The 16,926-nt window shown below is 52.5% G+C and carries 14 protein-coding genes; 7 read left to right on the forward strand and 7 right to left on the reverse strand.

Annotated features, from left to right (window positions below; all coding sequences use genetic code 11):
• The first annotated feature begins 26 nt into the window (after positions 1 to 26).
• Positions 27 to 992, forward strand: a complete 966-nt coding sequence (locus tag H8K29_RS13445) for an MBL fold metallo-hydrolase (RefSeq protein WP_186897985.1) — start codon at positions 27 to 29, stop codon at positions 990 to 992.
• Between the two features lie 254 nt (positions 993 to 1,246).
• On the opposite strand, the gene H8K29_RS13450 is transcribed toward H8K29_RS13445, so the two are convergent.
• Positions 1,247 to 1,747, reverse strand: coding sequence for an HPP family protein (locus H8K29_RS13450; RefSeq protein WP_186897986.1), 501 nt, complete (start codon positions 1,745 to 1,747; stop codon positions 1,247 to 1,249).
• A gap of 87 nt (positions 1,748 to 1,834) precedes the next feature.
• Between H8K29_RS13450 and H8K29_RS13455 the strand changes: the two genes are divergently transcribed.
• Positions 1,835 to 2,413 carry a TetR/AcrR family transcriptional regulator gene (locus H8K29_RS13455; RefSeq protein ID WP_186897987.1) on the forward strand — a complete coding sequence of 193 codons (579 nt, stop codon included), beginning with the start codon at positions 1,835 to 1,837 and terminating at the stop codon, positions 2,411 to 2,413.
• 48 nt (positions 2,414 to 2,461) lie between these two features.
• Here H8K29_RS13455 and H8K29_RS13460 read toward each other — a convergent pair whose 3' ends face one another.
• The 3 genes from H8K29_RS13460 to H8K29_RS13470 all read right to left on the reverse strand — a co-directional run bounded on the left by H8K29_RS13460 (position 2,462) and on the right by H8K29_RS13470 (position 4,797).
• The gene (locus H8K29_RS13460) at positions 2,462 to 2,704 is read right to left on the reverse strand and encodes a hypothetical protein (protein ID WP_186897988.1); all 243 of its coding nucleotides are present in this window, start codon (positions 2,702 to 2,704) and stop codon (positions 2,462 to 2,464) included.
• Between the two features lie 111 nt (positions 2,705 to 2,815).
• On the reverse strand, positions 2,816 to 3,661 hold the full coding sequence (locus tag H8K29_RS13465) for a hypothetical protein (RefSeq protein ID WP_186897989.1): 846 nt from the start codon (positions 3,659 to 3,661) through the stop codon (positions 2,816 to 2,818).
• A gap of 293 nt (positions 3,662 to 3,954) precedes the next feature.
• Positions 3,955 to 4,797 (reverse strand): HDOD domain-containing protein, encoded by an 843-nt coding sequence (locus tag H8K29_RS13470; protein WP_186897990.1) that lies wholly within the window; start codon positions 4,795 to 4,797, stop codon positions 3,955 to 3,957.
• Between the two features lie 336 nt (positions 4,798 to 5,133).
• Between H8K29_RS13470 and H8K29_RS13475 the strand changes: the two genes are divergently transcribed.
• Together H8K29_RS13475 and H8K29_RS13480 are read left to right on the forward strand one after the other, a co-directional pair.
• Positions 5,134 to 7,317, forward strand: a complete 2,184-nt coding sequence (locus tag H8K29_RS13475) for a TonB-dependent siderophore receptor (RefSeq protein WP_255423378.1) — start codon at positions 5,134 to 5,136, stop codon at positions 7,315 to 7,317.
• 21 nt (positions 7,318 to 7,338) lie between these two features.
• Positions 7,339 to 8,637 (forward strand): PepSY domain-containing protein, encoded by a 1,299-nt coding sequence (locus tag H8K29_RS13480; protein WP_186898079.1) that lies wholly within the window; start codon positions 7,339 to 7,341, stop codon positions 8,635 to 8,637.
• A 137-nt stretch (positions 8,638 to 8,774) separates the two neighbouring features.
• Here H8K29_RS13480 and H8K29_RS13485 read toward each other — a convergent pair whose 3' ends face one another.
• From H8K29_RS13485 to zwf, 3 genes are read right to left on the reverse strand one after another with little or no spacing between them, the layout of a single operon-like run.
• The gene (locus H8K29_RS13485) at positions 8,775 to 9,671 is read right to left on the reverse strand and encodes an SIS domain-containing protein (protein WP_186897991.1); all 897 of its coding nucleotides are present in this window, start codon (positions 9,669 to 9,671) and stop codon (positions 8,775 to 8,777) included.
• Between the two features lie 13 nt (positions 9,672 to 9,684).
• A complete protein-coding gene (locus tag H8K29_RS13490; RefSeq protein ID WP_186897992.1) occupies positions 9,685 to 10,365 on the reverse strand; it encodes a 6-phosphogluconolactonase in 681 nt (226 codons plus the stop codon).
• A 4-nt stretch (positions 10,366 to 10,369) separates the two neighbouring features.
• On the reverse strand, positions 10,370 to 11,830 hold the full coding sequence (zwf, locus tag H8K29_RS13495) for a glucose-6-phosphate dehydrogenase (RefSeq protein ID WP_186897993.1): 1,461 nt from the start codon (positions 11,828 to 11,830) through the stop codon (positions 10,370 to 10,372).
• A 375-nt stretch (positions 11,831 to 12,205) separates the two neighbouring features.
• Here zwf and edd point away from each other — a divergent pair, with 375 nt between their 5' ends.
• The 3 genes from edd (at position 12,206) to pgi (ending at position 16,714) form a co-directional block, all read left to right on the forward strand.
• Positions 12,206 to 14,056, forward strand: a complete 1,851-nt coding sequence (edd, locus tag H8K29_RS13500; RefSeq protein WP_222611482.1) for a phosphogluconate dehydratase — start codon at positions 12,206 to 12,208, stop codon at positions 14,054 to 14,056.
• Between the two features lie 148 nt (positions 14,057 to 14,204).
• Positions 14,205 to 14,864: a bifunctional 4-hydroxy-2-oxoglutarate aldolase/2-dehydro-3-deoxy-phosphogluconate aldolase gene (gene eda, locus H8K29_RS13505; RefSeq protein ID WP_186897994.1), complete on the forward strand. Its 660-nt coding sequence runs from the start codon at positions 14,205 to 14,207 to the stop codon at positions 14,862 to 14,864.
• A 209-nt stretch (positions 14,865 to 15,073) separates the two neighbouring features.
• Positions 15,074 to 16,714, forward strand: a complete 1,641-nt coding sequence (pgi, locus tag H8K29_RS13510) for a glucose-6-phosphate isomerase (RefSeq protein ID WP_186897995.1) — start codon at positions 15,074 to 15,076, stop codon at positions 16,712 to 16,714.
• Positions 16,715 to 16,926: the final 212 nt, after the last annotated feature.

Consider the following 16,926-nt stretch of genomic DNA (forward strand, 5'->3'; position numbering starts at 1 on the left):
TTAACTTCACAGATGAAAGATACCCCATGAAATTATTACCCTTTATTGCGGCCTTATCCGCAGCGCTTTCTTTGCAAGCACCGTTTGCGTATGCAGAAGCGCCTATGTCCACAACGGCTGCCTCTGGCGTTTATCGCATGCAACTCGGCGAGTTCGAGCTTTCAACGTTGTCGGACGGTACTGTAACTATTCCCATCGATAAACTGCTCACCAATATCAAGCCAGCCGTTCTCGCAGAGTCGCTCAAACAAGCAGATCTGGCACCGATGATGGAAACGTCGATCAATACGTTTTTGATCAATACCGGCAGCAAGCTGATTCTGGTTGACACCGGTGCCGGTGACTCGTTCAAGGCGCCCATAGTGGCAAAAGCAGGGCGACTTCAGCAGAGCCTGAAAAACGCTGGCTATAAGGCCGAGCAGGTCGACATAGTCTTGCTGACACACATACATGGTGATCATTCGGGAGGTTTGTCGCTCGATGGTCAACGTCTGTTTCCTAATGCAGACATCTATGTCGATGAACACGATGCCAAGTTCTGGCTGGACCGATCTAACGAGGCAAACGCAGCGCCCGGTCAGCGGCACGGTTTCGCAGAGGCAGAAGCGATGCTCAGCCCCTATGTGAAGGCGGGGCGTCTGAAAACATTTAATGGTGCTGCGCAAATCACAACTGGTGTCCGTTCACGCCCGGCGTATGGGCATACTCCGGGGCACAGTTATTATGAAGTCGAAAGCGGTGGTCAAAAACTGCTGCTCATCGGAGATATGATCCATGCCACTGCGACCCAAATGGCTCATCCGGAAACGACCATTGTGTTCGACGTGGACGCCATGAAAGCAAGGGAACAGCGCGCCTCTTTTCTGTCTGAGGTGGTGAAACAAGGGTATTGGATAGGCGCAGCACACATTTCTTTTCCTGGCCTGGGACATATCCATCATGCCGGCAAGGGCGCTTACCGCTGGCAGCCAGCCAACTACAGCGCATGGTGAAGATCAGAAGGAACGCAATGAATAACTGATTAAAGCGATTTCCTCTGGAAGTAATTCAGATAAACGTGTGAAACGGCGATGTATCTGAATTACTTCTGGTCGCCATAGAGTTGGTTTGCGGGGCACACAAAGCGAAAGCAATGCTGAATAAAATGATAGGGTGACTCTGCTATGCGCTTACTAACTTTAAATGGACATCACTATCCAGATTTCTATCAGACGTCAGCATGCACCGTGCCATTCAGCTAGCCCGCTCAGACCCAGTACTTCGGGTAACTGCGGGGGCTGCGCAGGTTATTGACAATCCAGGCCATCAGCACGATCACGAGCGTGCCGACCAAGACTGGTGAAAACAGATAGCTGACAGGGGCATGTGCGACGATGACGATAAGCGGGTCAGCTCCGGCTGGTGCGTGAACCGTGCGAGTGATCTGCATCGCAGCCAATGCAAGGCCAACACCGATTGCACAAGCGAGCCAGCCGTCCCCAAACACCGCCAAAACAAATAGCCCAACGGCTGTGGCGACCAAGTGCCCACCCACGATGGCTCGTGGCTGTGCCAAAGGAGAATCAGGTAAGCCAAATGCCAATACACAGCTTGCCCCGAAAGGCGCCATCTGCCAAGGGATGCCTGACAGTACGCTCAGCCAGCCTGTGATGGCAATCGCCGTCATGGCTCCAAACGAAGACAGCAGGACAAATTTCATTGGGGGAGCCGGAGGTGCGCCGGAACTCAATAGCCGATGGATAAGCATAGACAATCCTTTCAAAGTGACAGTGAAGACAAGATTGGTGTAGTATACCGATCAGTATCTCAATGTCAACCGATCGGTATACAATTTATGACCACATCTCAGGATATCGTTGCTTTCTCTCTCAAACTGTTCTATCGCCAGGGCTTCCATGCAACCGGGGTTGATCTGCTCAGTCGTGAGGCAGGTGTCACCAAAAAAACGCTCTACCGCCACTATCCAAGCAAGGATGCACTGATTGATGCCGCCCTGGCTTTGCGCCACACACAATTCATGACCAAAATGCACGCGTTCGTAGACTCGGTTGCAACCGGGCTACGTCCTCTTGCCTACATCGACTTCATCGCCAGTTGGGTGCAAGAAGATGATTTTTACGGGTGTGCATTTATCAACGCCGTAGCTGAATTTGCGTGTCCGGATGCACCTCCACATCAACAGGCAGCGAAGCACAAACAGGAGATACAGGCTTACTTGAAAGAGCTCTGCGTTGCATGCGGAATCTCGCAACCAGAACTCATCTCTGAGCAACTATTTGTGCTCGGTGAAGGGATGATCGTTGCAAGCCAGGTACAAGGCTATGACGCATCCCGGGTGAGTGCCGCGCGGATGATGGCTCGTAATGCCTGGCTTTCTGCTACAGGCGGCTCAACTTCCACCTTAAATCTGTAGCAAGCGTAGGGGGCGTCAGACGCGCCGAAGCTGTCACCAGAACTCTGATCAGCGAGATAAAAACAGCGGATAAAAAAACACCGGATATAACAGCAGCGGCCAAAAAAACAGCGGTTGATCTGCGCTGATCAGATGTTTGCCGACATCGTATGCCATAAGCGGAACCGCAACAGGTTCCACTTTTTTTATACCTGCAACGCGCAAAAATGGCTTCTGGAACCAAAAATATACTCCCGGGGGTATATTTAAAGGCCCTTTGTTTCTAAGGAGATAAGGGCGTTTTTGGCGCATACTCCCCTGAAAATGTCTGTTTCAGAGAAAAATCTCAATCAGCGTGGGTTCGTCACTCGTACAAAATCAGGCGGTGTTTCTCTCTGTTGAGATTAACCAGCCTGCATCAGCCTACTTCATACGCTGACACCAATTCGAGGATGGCTTCGTTAAGTGTGGGGGATTGATGATGTAACTAACGGCGACAGAAAAGCCCAGAAAGGCAATGATAAGAGCCATAAACGTTTCAGAGAATTTTTCACTTAAGATGGTTTTGATAAGAGTTGCAACAAATTGAACAACGGAGTTCCAGATAGGTATTTCTATATCTGCCATCCCTTTGGCTGCTACATTATTTAAATGTGGATACGAGTTTCGTTTTGTAGCAGTCGAATTCTCAAAAAAAGAACGTATTTCTTCCTCAGTATCAATAGTATTACCCTTTGCGTCGTATCGAGCGGACGTATCAATCTCAATATCAAAGTTGTACCTAGATTGGTATTTAAAGTACGTTTTTTTTATGGTAACCGGGGGTTGAGTTTGTGAAAGATTTAATATTTTAATGGCAGACGTTATTTTTTTTTGATGGGCTATCGGGATCGCTTCATTATTGTTGAATGTATCTATTTTTTGAATTATCGCAGCCCGACATAATCGCGATCTTTTTTTGCTCATTGCCCTGATAACCGAGTTTTTAAACTCTTGCTCGTTTTGCTCATTATATTTTTGCTTAAATTCTCTGATGGAACTACTAACGTTCTCCCTAGTAGTTTTTAGCGTCCAAAAACGATAACAGATATACATCCATACAAATAATACCGCCCACCAGATCCGCTCTTTCTCTCCTATCACCGACAAGGTATCGCCCAGGATAGGCAGATTTGACCCCGAAAAATTCACTCCTAAAAATTTTGAAATGATGAGTGCTGCGCTTACGACTACTAAGTTTCTGCGTACTTTGTCCGGGCTGTCATCCATCTTTATCTCTCTGTTTAATCTCACTTATTGTTGCATCAGCAAGCGCAGGTTGCGTCTTGCTCACTGAACTGCTTTATCGCTGCTGTTTCACCACTATGCCCGTTTTGAGCGTTTTTTAGCCTTAAATATACCCCCGGGAGTATATTTAAAAGCCCTTTGTTTCTAAGGAGATGAAGGCATTTTTGGCGCATACTCCCCTGAAAATGCCTTTTTCAGGGGAATATCGCGGTGATCTGACGGCGATATTGTGAGTCGCTGTCTTGTGGCTGTTTCGCGCGCTGATGCTGGTGCTTTCAAACATCAATCTGCTGTTTCAGCTTGTTAAATTCGTCACCAGCTTCTTGCAGCACCTGATCCAGCGCTTCCTGATCGAGCCCGAGGCTGTGCCACGATAGCGCGGTGATTTCGGGGGTGGTGTGATCGGCGCTTTCGGTGACGTTCAGGACGTGGGCGATCCCGTTGGCGACGTGGACGATGGTTGCCAGAAAACCCAGCCCCGGTTTGTCCGGTTGGTGATGGCCGGCAATCGCGTTTTTCATCTGATCAGAAAAATTCCAGTAAATCGCCAGCTCTTCACCAACGGCGGCGTGATCAATGCCGAGAACTTCTCTTTCGGCGTCAAACTGTGTGCATTGATGTTCGGTTTGCCAGGCGATGACGTGTTCGTATTCGGCGCTGTGATAAGTGACCAGCACCAGTGTGCCGATGTCATGCAGCAGGCCAGCGGTGAAGGCGACGTCCAGGCTCAGGTTCAGGCGTCGTGCGAGAATTTTTGCAACGATGGCGACGGCATTCGAATGACGCCAGAAATCTTTGTGACTAAAACCCTGACAATTGTTTTCCGGGAAGCAGCCCGTCAGCGCAGCGGTCACGATGATTTGCTTGACCGTGGTCAGCCCGAGCAGGGCAATCGCCTGCTGTATGGTCGTGACTTTGAATTGCGTGGCGTAATACGCTGAATTGGCCAGCCTCAGGGTTTTTGCGGTCAGGGCGATATCGCGTGTGACTTTGTCGGCCAGTTCGTGGGTATCGACATCTTCTTTATCGATGTTATTCAAAATCTCCATAACGACCGCAGGCAGCGTCGGCAAGTCTTTGACTTCTTCCACAATCTGATGAATAGCTATTCGGTTCATGTCTCACTCCTTTGTTTCTAGTATTACTCAAAAAGACAAGAGGCGGGGCGGCCGTTGCAAAATTCTATGCGGCTTGATTTGGCTTGCGTCAAGTTTGTATGTGGCTTGTGTCTGGAACTGAGTATTGCGTATGTCGATGACGAACCCTTGATTCCAATGGCTGAGGATCACGCGCCAAAAAAACATAGCAATGAATTTGATGTAAAACGCAAATGAGAATGATTTGCGTTAACTTGTTTGCGTGAGTACAATGTTGCCATTCATCTTCCATGCCTATTCTGCTGTCGGGCATGGCCTGCAGGCATTTTTCTACTCAGATCAATTTCAAGGCTATCTATGATTCAGCGCATTTCACATTCTGTCCGGCAAGACTCTGATTCGACTCCCGAAAACGCGTTCCGCCTGCGGCCAATGGCGTGGGCATTATCGATTGCGTTGCTGTCGCCAGCCGCCGTGTTGGCAGATAACGCTGCGACAGCAGGCGAGGACAAAGTCGCGTTGCCGGAAGTGGTGGTGAAGGGCGCTGCGGTGAATGAGCCTACGACAGAAAAAAGTGGCGCTTATTCGACGCGCAAGAGCGCTTCGGCAACGGGGCTGGACATGTCTTTGCGGGAAACACCGCAATCGGTGTCGGTGGTGACCCGCGCCAAAATGGATGACTTCAGACAACTCAGTGCCAACGACGTGCTGGCCAATACGACCGGTGTGTCAGTAGAAAAGGTGGAAACAGATCGCACGTATTACATGGCGCGTGGTTTTGACATCATCAATTTTCAGTACGACGGTATCGGTTTGCCGTTCACCTCTGGCCTGTTGTATGGCGATATTGATACGGCGATTTACGACCGGGTGGATATCGTGCGTGGTGCGAATGGCCTGATGTCATCGACTGGCAACCCGTCAGCCACGGTTAATTTTATTCGTAAGCGTCCGGTCTATCAGTTTCAGGCGTCCTCCGGGCTGACGCTGGGCTCGTGGAATACGCGCAGGCTGGACGCCGATGTGTCGGGTGCGCTCAATGAAGCTGGGACGGTCGCCGGGCGTCTGGTGGTGGCAAAGCAGGCCGGGGATTCTTACCTCGATCGGTATTCTCCGGGAAAAACCGTGGTCTATGGTGTGATCGAAGCCAATCTGGGCGACGCCACCTTGCTGACGCTTGGGCATTCCCATCAAAAGGATGATGTCACTGGTGGCATGTGGGGCGCGCTGCCTTTGTATTACACCGATGGTAGTCCGACCAATTACAAAACATCTGCCAGCACGGCCGCTGACTGGTCAAATGCGCAGACGCGGAATGAACGTAGTTTCATTGAATTGAGTCATCAACTCAATGAAGACTGGCAAATGAAATCAACCGTCAGCCGCAACCGGTCAGCATGGGACTCTAAACTGTTTTATGTCTATGGCACGCCAGACCGCGCGACGGGGCTGGGCTTATACAGTTATCCCTCGCTGTACAACAGCGTCAACACACAGACGATGTTTGATCTGTCTGCGAGCGGCAAATTCACACTGGCCGGACGCAAGCATGATCTGAGTGTCGGTGCGAACTGGTCGAAATCGAATATGAATGATATTTCCCATTATGGCGTGGGCATCGGTACCGCGTTACCGGATATCAGCAACTGGACGGGCAATTATCCTGAGCCAGCATTTAACGCTTCGATTGATGGCAGCGACTATGAAGACAAACGCACGACGATCTTTATCGCGTCCCGTTTTAACCTTGCTGATGAGTTCAAATTGATTGCCGGTGCCAATCGCACGAAGGCCGAAACCAAGGGTAATTCGTATGGCGTCAGCAGTGCAAAGAATGCCAGCAAAACCACGCCTTATCTGGGCCTGGTGTATGACCTGACACCGTATGTTTCAACGTATGCCAGCCATACCGAAATATTTAATCCGCAAAGTGAAATCGATGCCAGCGGCAAGACGCTCGACCCGGTGAAAGGAAAAGGGGATGAGCTGGGCGTGAAAGCGGAACTGTTTGAACGCAAGCTGAATCTGTCGGCTGCTGTCTTTAAGATCAGGCAAGAGAATGCAGCAGAGCAGGCGGGTTATATCGGTGCCAAGGCTTATTACCGGGGGATAGATGCGACGTCGCAAGGCTTTGAATTCGATGCCAGTGGCGAGCTTGCCAAGGGCTGGAATCTGAGCGCCGGGTACACACAGTTGAGTCTCAAGGGCAGCAATGATAAAGACGTGAAAACCTATGTGCCAAGAAAACTGTTCCGCCTTTCGACGACATATCAGTTACCGTTTTTGCCGCAGGCAAAAGTGGGCGGCAGTCTGAACTGGCAGTCGGATATTTTCCGTGATGAAGGTTCCGGTAACATTATTCGTCAGGGCAGTTATGCCGTTCTGAATCTGATGGCACGCTATGACGTAAATCCTAAGCTCAGCATTGCGTTGAATCTGAATAATGTCAGTGACCAGAAATATCTGACCAGTTTGTACTGGAGTCAGGCTTACTATGCCGCGCCACGCAATGGCAGCGTGACGGTCAACTGGAAATATTAAGCGGCGGCGTGATATATGCAGATGCGACCTGTTTTCGTGTTGCTGCACCGCTGGTTCGGGTTGGCGGTGGCAGTTTTCCTGTTTGTTTCCGGCCTGACCGGTGCGGTCATCTCGTGGGATCATGAACTTGATGCCTGGCTGAATCCGCAACTGTTTCATGCCCGTAGTGCAATGGATGCGGACGAGGCAAAGGCAGACCAGCGTCATGTCTGGACTGGTCTGGAGCTGGCAAAAAAGGTCGAGACAAACGATCCCCGCGTTCGCGTGACGTATGTTCTGAACGAGGAGGAGCCCGGTCACACCATACAGATGTCGGTAGAGGGAAAGATCGATCCTGCCACGGCGAAGCCTTATGCGCTGGGTTTCAATCAGATCGCGGTTGATCCGGTGACGGCAGAAATACAGGGGAAACGGCAATGGGGGGAAATCTCGCTGAGCCGTGAAAATCTGCTGCCGTTTTTGTACAAGCTGCATTACACAATGCACCTTCCCGAAGTGTCCGGCGTCGAGCTGGGTATCTGGTTGATGGGGTTGATTGCCGTGGTGTGGGTGCTCGATTGTTTTATTGCGTTGTGGATTTCCTTTCCCAACTGGCGCAGCTGGCGCAAATCGTTTGCATTTCGCTGGGCACAGGGCGGGCACAAACTGAATTTCGATCTGCATCGATCCAGCGCCGTGTGGCTATGGCTGTTCATGCTGTTATTGGCTGTCACCTCGGTGTCGATGAATCTGAATACACAAATAGTGCGTCCTGTGGTCGCATGGTTTTCACCTTTAAGTGAGGATGTGTTTGCCAGCCGTGTGCCGCGAGCGCTGGAGCAACCCATCATTCCGGCGATCAGTCGTGAGAACATCGTTAGTCTGGCCAAGCAGGAAGCGCAGCAACGGGGCTGGAGTCTGCCTGCTGGCGGCATCTTTTATTCGTCTGCGTTTGGTGTGTACGGGGTGGGCTTTTTTGAAGCCGGTAATGATCATGGCGATGTCGGTCTTGGCAATGCCTGGCTGTATTTTGATGGCAAAGACGGCCGAGCTCTGGGTGGAAAAATTCCCGGTACTGGCAGTGCCGGAGATATTTTTCTGCAAGCGCAGTTCCCGCTGCATTCAGGACGCATACTCGGCTTAACCGGGCGCATACTGATTTCATTGATGGGGCTGGTGGTGGCGATGCTGAGCGTGACCGGCGTCATCATCTGGGTCAGAAAGCGACGGGCAAAAATGGTAGCGAAAATGGCGGCGGAAATTAAGATAAATAATGTTCCGAAAGTCATGCCAAACGCCACGTCAAAGCCGATCACAAAAGACGCGGCAAGTGTGAGCTGATTGGGTTGATTATGCTGATTGAGCTGATGCAGGCATTTCTGTTTTCAACAGTTTCTGCTATCAGCGTTGTCAGGACTCATTTCTTTACAGGAATGAGCCCATTTTTCTGACTTACTAAACTATTCTGCCCGCTATATTCAGCCTGCTTTGGGTACCAGACGTTTTTCACTGATGCTGGCCTTTGCCCGTTCCAACATATCGATCGCAGCGGGGCCGCGCAGTAAAGTGACAGCTACCGCCAGAGCATCGATATAGGTCAGATGAGCGAGGCGGGACGTCATCGGCGTGTAAATGTCAGGGTCTTCTTCCACGTCCACGCTGATGTGCACATCGGCCAGCTCTGCCAGCGGACCACCACTTGCGCACAAGACCAAAATCTTTGCCCCCGCCTGTTTGGCGAGTTGCACGCTATTGATCAGATCGCGTGTGCGGCCTGTGCGCGAAAATGCAACGACGACGCAATCGCTATTCAATAAGGTTGCTGATTGCGCCTGCAGATGGGCATCGCAAAAAACCGTGGTGGGAATACCGAAACGGAAAAACTTCAGTTGCGCATCAATTGCCAGCGCACCCGAATAACCGAGTCCGTAACATTCTATCCGGCGGGCTCTGGCAAGTAATTGTACGGCTGCTTCAAAGTTGGTGACGTTCGCATTATTTCTGGCTTCCATCAATGCAGCGATGGTGCGGTCAAAGACTTTTGGCAACACATCACGCACATGATCAGCCTGATTCACATCCAGATGCAGATACGGAATGCCGGTGGCCAGGCTTTTCGCAAACGCGAGTTTGAATGATTTGAAACCGTCGAAACCCAGACTTTGCGAGAAGCGGGCGACTGTCGGTTCGCTGACATCGCAGGCTTGTGCCAGCACGCGTATCGACATCTCCAGCGCATCATGCGGCTTTTGCAGTAAGAATTCGGCAACCTGACGCTCGGCGCGGCTCAGCGCGGTGCTGGCGACGCGGATGCGGGCCAGCAAACCTTTTTCCGTTGGTGTTATCGAGGAAGGAGTGGAATGCGAATTTGCCATAGTTTCTTATTTTTCAGGGACACCAGAAAACATCAATCGGGCAGCCCGCATCGCGTAATAATGCGCTGATCGGTAACTGTTGTTGCTCGGCGTCTTCCAATACGCGACGTTTTTCTGCGCCAGTCATCAGCAGCCAGATACGCTCGGTAAGCAGCAGGCGGGGCAGCGACAAGGACATACGACTTTGCTGGGTTTGCGGATGCAGGGCAGCAAGACAGGTGCGCTGATCCTGCTGTACTGGCGCGCCGGGAAACAGCGAGGCGATGTGACCATCGGCACCCATTCCCAGCAATACTGCACTGAAAGCCTGTGGCAATTGTTCACGCAGGCGGGCATCAATCGCGGCAGTTGCTGCAGCCGGAGTCGGCGCTGTATTTTTCAGTGACAGCAGTTGCCAGTGCTGCTTTGCTGCAGATAAAGGCAGACAGCGCCGGAACAAGCCTTCATTGCTTTGCACATCGTCGTCGTCCACCCAGCGCTCATCGGTGGCGACCAGCGTGACGGGCTGATGCGGTGTTGTGCTTGCGTTCAGCAAAGCATCAAGTCGCCGATACACCGGTGCCGGCGTGGTGCCGCCGGCCAGCGCAAAACTGAGCGGTGTTGTCGCACGATGAATGATGTCCAGCCACTGCTGGCTCAGATCGGCACTTAGCGTGTCGATGTCGTCGAAATCGTGGTAACGAATGGTGCTCATGGCATCAGCTTTCAACGTATTCTTCGCCCCACGCAGCGCCGTGCTGCGCCAGCAGATAACTCGCTGCTGCCGGGCCCCAGCTACCGGCGATATACGATTTCAAGCCTTCGCTATCGTTTTGCCAGGCGTTCATAATCGGGTCTATCCATGACCATGCGGCATTGAGTTCATCATCGCGGACAAACAGCGTCAGGTCGCCATGCATGGCATCAAGCAGCAAACGTTCATACGATTCGACGCGGCGTAAATTCGATGCTTCGGCAAAATCCAGATTCAGTGCCACATCAGATAAGCGTATGCCTTCGCCGGGTTCTTTGGCCTTCATGAACAACTGCACGCTTTCTTCCGGCTGCAAGGTAATTACCAGACGATTCGAGCGCATAGGCCCTTGCGACTGACCAAAAATCGAATACGGTATCGGTTTGAAATTGATCGTGATTTCAGCACTGCGGCTTGCCATGCGCTTACCGGTGCGCAGATAAAACGGCACGCCAGCCCAACGCCAGTTATCAATTTCAGCGCGGATCGCGACAAAAGTTTCTGTGCGTGATGCAGGCGGTACGCCGGGTTCGGCCTGATAGCCTATGACAGGTTTGCCATCGACCGCACCGGCGCGATATTGCCCGCGTACGGTTTTTTTGCTGACTTCTTCCGTTGTGAATTTACGCAGCGCGCGCAAGACTTTAACTTTTTCATCGCGGATCGCATCCGGGTTCGCATTCACCGGCGGCTCCATCGCGACGATAGACACCAGTTGCAGTAAATGGTTTTGCACCATGTCGCGCAGCGCGCCGGTATGGTCGTAAAAATCACCACGCGATTCCACGCCGACTTGCTCTGAAATCGAAATCTGTACGTCCTGTATCCACTTGCGGTTCCACAAAGGTTCGAGGAAAGAATTGGCAAAACGCAGTGCGAGCAGGTTTTGCACCATCTCTTTGCCGAGATAATGGTCGATACGGTAAATCTGATGTTCATCCAGATAATTACGCAGCGACTGGTTAATTTCTTTGGCTGATTGCGCATCGCGCCCCAGCGGTTTCTCGACCACGACGCGGGCGTTGCCCTTGACCAGACCGTGTTTCGATAATTGCTCAACCACCGGGATGAAAATGTCCGGGCCGGTTGCCAGATAGAACAGCGTGGCATTACTTGCCGAGGTGTGCAAACTACTTTTCAGGATGGCAAAATCTTCAGGCACCCGCGCATCGATTTTGGCGTAATCCGTGCAAGCGAGGAACGCGGCGAGTTTTTCGGCGCTGCCACCGATCACTTTTCCGGCGTACTGGCTGACGCTGTCACTGACACGCTGGCGGAATTCCTCATGTGTTAATGCTTCACGCGCCGCACCGATAAATTTGAATTCGCTGTCGAGTCGGCCATTCACAAAAGCGCTGTACAGCGCTGGAATGATTTTGCGTTTGGCGAGATCGCCGGTGCCGCCAAATAAGACAAAAGTGGTCATGCTGACTCCGTGAGGTGTTCTGATTAGTTGCCTGAATTAATTGCCCGAAATGTGTTGACGCATACTTCGCTGTTCTCATTGTTACCGGTGATGCTGATAAGTTGATGAATGCAGTATGGACAGCCTGATTATGCCAGAAAAGCTACAAAAATGTAGTTTCATTACGTTAATAAAGAACATTTTTCACTGAAAAGTGCGTTAAAAATGAAATTATGAAAGTTTGTTACAGAAATTTCTGATTTATGGTATCTTTCTGCTCATTGTATTCAGGCGGATTTCTGATCGTCCGGTAAGCGTATCTGAGGCTGGTGCGCGTGATGAACTGCCTGTTGCCACCGCTTTACTATTACGCCCTCAGGGCATCAGGTGAGTTAAATGACGACATCCTCTTCATCAACATCGATTGCGTTGCACCCGGTTATCGCTCAGGTGACACAACGTATTATTGAACGCAGCAAACCTCTGCGCACTGCCTATCTTGAACAATTGGAAAAAATGCGTGGCCGTGGTCCGCGCCGCGCCAGTTTGTCGTGTGCGAATCAGGCACATGCGAATGCAGCGATGGGTAATGGCACCAAGATCTGGCTGAATCAGGCGCAAAAGCCGAACATCGGTATCGTGACGGCCTACAACGACATGCTGTCGGCGCATCAGCCGTATGAAACTTACCCGCAGCAAATTCGTGAAGCCGCGTTGCGTTATGGTGGCACGGCGCAGGTGGCCGGTGCGGTGCCTGCGATGTGCGATGGTGTGACGCAGGGGCGTCCGGGTATGGAATTGTCCTTGTTTTCGCGTGATGTGATCGCGCAAGCGACAGCGGTGGCCTTGTCGCACGATGCGTTTGATGCGACCTTGTGTCTCGGTATCTGCGACAAAATTGTGCCGGGGCTGCTGATCGGTGCGCTGGCCTTTGGTCACTTGCCGACGATTTTTGTGCCAGCCGGGCCTATGGGTTCTGGCTTATCGAATAAAGAAAAAGCCGCTGTGCGCGAACGGTATGCACAAGGAAAAGCAACGAAAGAAGAATTGCTGGCCGCCGAAAGCGCCGCGTATCACAGTGCCGGCACCTGCACATTTTATGGCACCGCGAACAGCAATCAGATGCTGCTCGAAGCGATGGGCTTGCATTTGCCGGGGGCGGCTTTTGTTCATCCGTCCGACCCTTTGCGCAGCGCGCTGACCGAAGCGGCGGTGGAGCGTGTACTGCAACTGACTGAACAAAGCGGCAACTACAAACCTATCGGTCAACTGGTCAATGAAAAAACCATCGTCAATGCCATCATCGCTTTGCTGGCGACTGGTGGTTCGACGAATCACACCATACACTGGGTTGCGGTGGCGCGTGCCGCTGGCATCCTGATCGACTGGCAGGATTTTGATGAGTTGTCTTCCGTCATTCCTTTGTTGACACGGGTCTATCCGAATGGCACGGCAGATGTGAACGCATTTGAAGATGCCGGTGGCCCGACGTTTGTGATCCGCGAATTATTATCGGCGGGTCTGATGCATGGCGACGTGATGACAGTCTATGGCGATGAGGGTTTGCATTCGCATACCGTGCGCCCGGTGCTGAACGATGCGGGGCAACTTGCATGGCAGGCGCAGCCTGCATTATCAACCGATACATCGGTGGTCAGAAATGTCACCGAGCCGTTCGCCACAACCGGCGGCCTGCGCCTGCTGCAAGGCAATCTGGGGCGGGCAATTGTGAAAGCATCCGCAGTGCCGGAAGAAGCCTGGATGACCACAGCACCGGCCAAAGTATTTGAATCGCAAGAGGCGCTGGTCAGCGCGTATAAGGCGGGCGAGTTGAATATGGATTTTGTGGCCGTCGTGATTTTTCAGGGGCCGCAGGCCAATGGTATGCCTGAGCTGCATCATTTCACACCGGTGCTGGGCAGCTTGATGTCGGCCGGTTATAAGGTGGCGCTGGTGACCGATGGCCGCATGTCCGGCGCGTCCGGCAAAGTACCGGCTGCTCTGCATGTGAGCCCGGAAGTGGCGCAGGGCGGGCCACTGGGTAAGGTGCGCGATGGTGATCTGATCGAGCTGAATGTGCATACCGGCGAATTGCGTGCACTGGTGAGCGAAGACGAGTGGGCGCGACGTTCCGCACGTGGTTTGAGCAAAGAAAATATGGCGGGCTATGGTCGCGATCTGTTTGCCGTACAACGTCGCGTGGTGACGGCACCAGAACACGGCGCATCGACCTTATTCATCGACTGATATTGGTAGAACTCAGTACGCCACGTATGACCAGTAATACATAGTGGTGTGCATCGCGGTGTGTATAGCGATATGCATTGCACACCATCCGGACAACATCAACACAGCAGCGCTGCATCAGCGCAAACGACATTCAGCAGAGGACAACATGAGTTTGACCAGACAAAACATCATTGACCAACTCGCCCAGGTACGCGTTTTACCGATACTGGTTGCTGATGATGTGGAACAGGCGATCCGTTGCGTGACAACGCTGGCAGAAAACGGTTTGCCCGCCGTTGAAATTACCTTGCGCACACCGAATGCGCTGAACGTGCTGCGCGGAGTCGTGAGCGCCTGCCCCGGCGTCACGGTCGGCGCCGGCACGATACTAACTGCTGCACAACTCGATGCAGTGAAAGAAGCAGGTGCCGCCTTTGGCATCAGCCCCGGCATTACCCCGGCATTGGCCAAAGCCGCAGCCGAATCCGGTTTGCCGTATTTCCCCGGTACCGGTGGTGCCAGTGATGTGATGCTGTCGCTGGAACACGGTTTTGATGTCGTTAAACTGTTTCCGTCAGATGTCGTCGGCAGCACCAAAATGGCGAAAGCACTTGGCGGCCCGTTTCCCGATGTCCGCTTCTGCCTGACTGGTGGCGTCACGCTGGAAAGCACGCCGGTACTGTTACAGCAGCCGAATGTTTTATGCGTCGGTGGTTCCTGGATGTGTCCGGCGAATCTGATTCAGGCTGGCGACTGGGCGGCGATTGCGCAGCTTGCTGCCGCTGCGGCGAAAGCTGCCGGGGCTGGAAAGTCTGGCAACCAGTGATTTTCCCGTCACATTCTGCCACGTCGCTGTGCCGCAGAAGGTGAGACCAGATGTGGCTGTAGCGCTGAATTTTGGCTGCATTTGGTCAAAATATACTGGGGGGAGTATTTTTTAAGCGCCTTTGTTTTCAAGGAGATGAAGGCGAAAATGAGGCATACCCCCTCATTTCTTTGTTTTTTCGGTATCCGGTAAGGTAAAAAAGCACGCTCATGGCCACTTCTGTTTCCCGCACGCCGATCTGGTGTCTGTTGCAGCAACGCGCAACGAATCTGCCCAGCCTGAAAGAATTGTTCCGCGCTGATCCGCAACGCTTCAGCCATTTTTCCGCTTCCGCCTGCGGCATTCTGCTCGACTATTCCAAACAGCGCATCGACACCACGGCGAAGCTGAATCTGCTGGCACTGGCGCGGCAGCAGGATGTCGAAGCGCGGCGCGATGCCATGCTGCGCGGCGAGGCGATCAATCTGACCGAAAACCGCGCCGTGCTGCACACGGTCTTGCGTCTGCCTAAGGGGGAAAGTTTTTATCTGCATGGCGACAATATTGCTGCCGACGTGCATAAAGTGCTGGCGCAGATGCGCAGTTTCAGCGATGCCGTGCGCGAAGGGCGCTGGCTGGGCTATAGCGGCAAGGCGATCCGCACGATTGTGAATATCGGCATAGGCGGTTCTGATCTGGGGCCACAGATGGCGTGTATCGCACTGGCGCCGTGGTCGCAGAAAAATCTGTCGCTGCATTTTGTCTCGAATGTTGATGGCCGCCATGTTGCTGATGCGCTGGCGAATGCCGATCCTGAGACAACACTGTTCGTGGTCGCCTCAAAAACTTTCTCAACCATGGAAACCCTGACCAATGCCGGCACCGCGCGCGAGTGGATGCTGGCGCATGGTTGTCCGGCAGAGCAGATTCGTCAGCATTTCGTTGCCTTGAGTACGAATGTGAAAGCGGCAGCCGATTTCGGGATAGCCGAACAAAACGTCTTTCCGTTCTGGAACTGGGCAGGTGGGCGTTATTCGATGTGGAGCGCGATCGGCTTGTCGATTGCCTTGTATGTCGGCATGGACAGGTTTGAAGAAATGCTGGCTGGCGCGCATGAAATGGATCTGCATTTTGCGCAGGCACCGCTGGAGCAGAATCTGCCGGTGCTGATGGCGCTGATCGGCGTCTGGAATATTAATTTCCTCGGTTTGCATGCCTTGTCGATTGCGCCTTATCACCAGCGCATGACACGCGTGCCGGCCTATCTGCAACAGTTGGAAATGGAAAGTAATGGCAAATCGGTCACGCGTGAAGGTCAGCGTGTCGATTACACGACCTCGCCGATTCTGTTTGGCGAAGCGGGTACCAACGGGCAGCATGCGTATTTTCAATTGCTGCATCAGGGCGCGACGATTATCCCAACGGACTTCATTGTTGTCGCAGACGACGATGCCGGTTTGCCCGGACATAATCAGGCCTTGCTGGCAAATTGTTTCGCACAGTCGAAAGCGATGGCAATCGGGAAAAGCAAGGAAGAAGTACGTGCAGAACTCGGTGATTTGCCGGAAAAAATGTTGGCGCCGCGCGTGTTTGAAGGCAATCGCCCGACATCGACGTTGCTGCTGGATAGCCTCACGCCGCGTTCGCTGGGCGCGCTGATTGCGTTGTATGAACACAAAGTATTCGTGCAATCGGTGATCTGGGATATCAATGCATTCGACCAATGGGGTGTAGAGCTGGGCAAGTCGCTCGCGCAGCAATTGATCAGCCTCGATCCGGCGGCAGTCAAGGAAGATTACGACAGTTCGACCAAAGGCTTGTTACACGCAGTGAAACGCAGTCAGAAGCTAAAAAAAAGCTGCCTGAATTAGGGCCTGTTAACATTTAAATTACGAGATGCGTTCAAGCCAAAACGTGGGCTGGCAATGCGTGTGTCTTGTCAGGGCTGGTGCCCCTGACAAGACACGCAACGCAGTCCAGCGCGCGTTTTGGCTTGAATCCGGAGGGAAAGGCGGGTGCGATGCAGCCGTGTTTTTCGCCCGTGTGAGCGCCGGCAGACATAGCTAGGCTGTAAGTCTGCCGT

Source organism: Undibacterium sp. CY21W, assembly GCF_014284265.1.
GTDB classification, from domain to species: domain Bacteria; phylum Pseudomonadota; class Gammaproteobacteria; order Burkholderiales; family Burkholderiaceae_D; genus Undibacterium; species Undibacterium aquatile.

Bases quoted from the DNA above. Each gene is read 5' to 3' on its own strand.
- H8K29_RS13445 (WP_186897985.1), top strand. From the start codon at position 27: ATGAAATTATTACCCTTTATTGCGGCCTTATCCGCAGCGCTTTCTTTG.
- H8K29_RS13450 (WP_186897986.1), bottom strand. From the start codon at position 1,747: ATGCTTATCCATCGGCTATTGAGTTCCGGCGCACCTCCGGCTCCCCCA.
- H8K29_RS13455 (WP_186897987.1), top strand. From the start codon at position 1,835: ATGACCACATCTCAGGATATCGTTGCTTTCTCTCTCAAACTGTTCTAT.
- H8K29_RS13460 (WP_186897988.1), bottom strand. From the start codon at position 2,704: ATGCGCCAAAAACGCCCTTATCTCCTTAGAAACAAAGGGCCTTTAAAT.
- H8K29_RS13465 (WP_186897989.1), bottom strand. From the start codon at position 3,661: ATGGATGACAGCCCGGACAAAGTACGCAGAAACTTAGTAGTCGTAAGC.
- H8K29_RS13470 (WP_186897990.1), bottom strand. From the start codon at position 4,797: ATGAACCGAATAGCTATTCATCAGATTGTGGAAGAAGTCAAAGACTTG.
- H8K29_RS13475 (WP_255423378.1), top strand. From the start codon at position 5,134: ATGATTCAGCGCATTTCACATTCTGTCCGGCAAGACTCTGATTCGACT.
- H8K29_RS13480 (WP_186898079.1), top strand. From the start codon at position 7,339: ATGCGACCTGTTTTCGTGTTGCTGCACCGCTGGTTCGGGTTGGCGGTG.
- H8K29_RS13485 (WP_186897991.1), bottom strand. From the start codon at position 9,671: ATGGCAAATTCGCATTCCACTCCTTCCTCGATAACACCAACGGAAAAA.
- H8K29_RS13490 (WP_186897992.1), bottom strand. From the start codon at position 10,365: ATGAGCACCATTCGTTACCACGATTTCGACGACATCGACACGCTAAGT.
- zwf (WP_186897993.1), bottom strand. From the start codon at position 11,830: ATGACCACTTTTGTCTTATTTGGCGGCACCGGCGATCTCGCCAAACGC.
- edd (WP_222611482.1), top strand. From the start codon at position 12,206: ATGACGACATCCTCTTCATCAACATCGATTGCGTTGCACCCGGTTATC.
- eda (WP_186897994.1), top strand. From the start codon at position 14,205: ATGAGTTTGACCAGACAAAACATCATTGACCAACTCGCCCAGGTACGC.
- pgi (WP_186897995.1), top strand. From the start codon at position 15,074: ATGGCCACTTCTGTTTCCCGCACGCCGATCTGGTGTCTGTTGCAGCAA.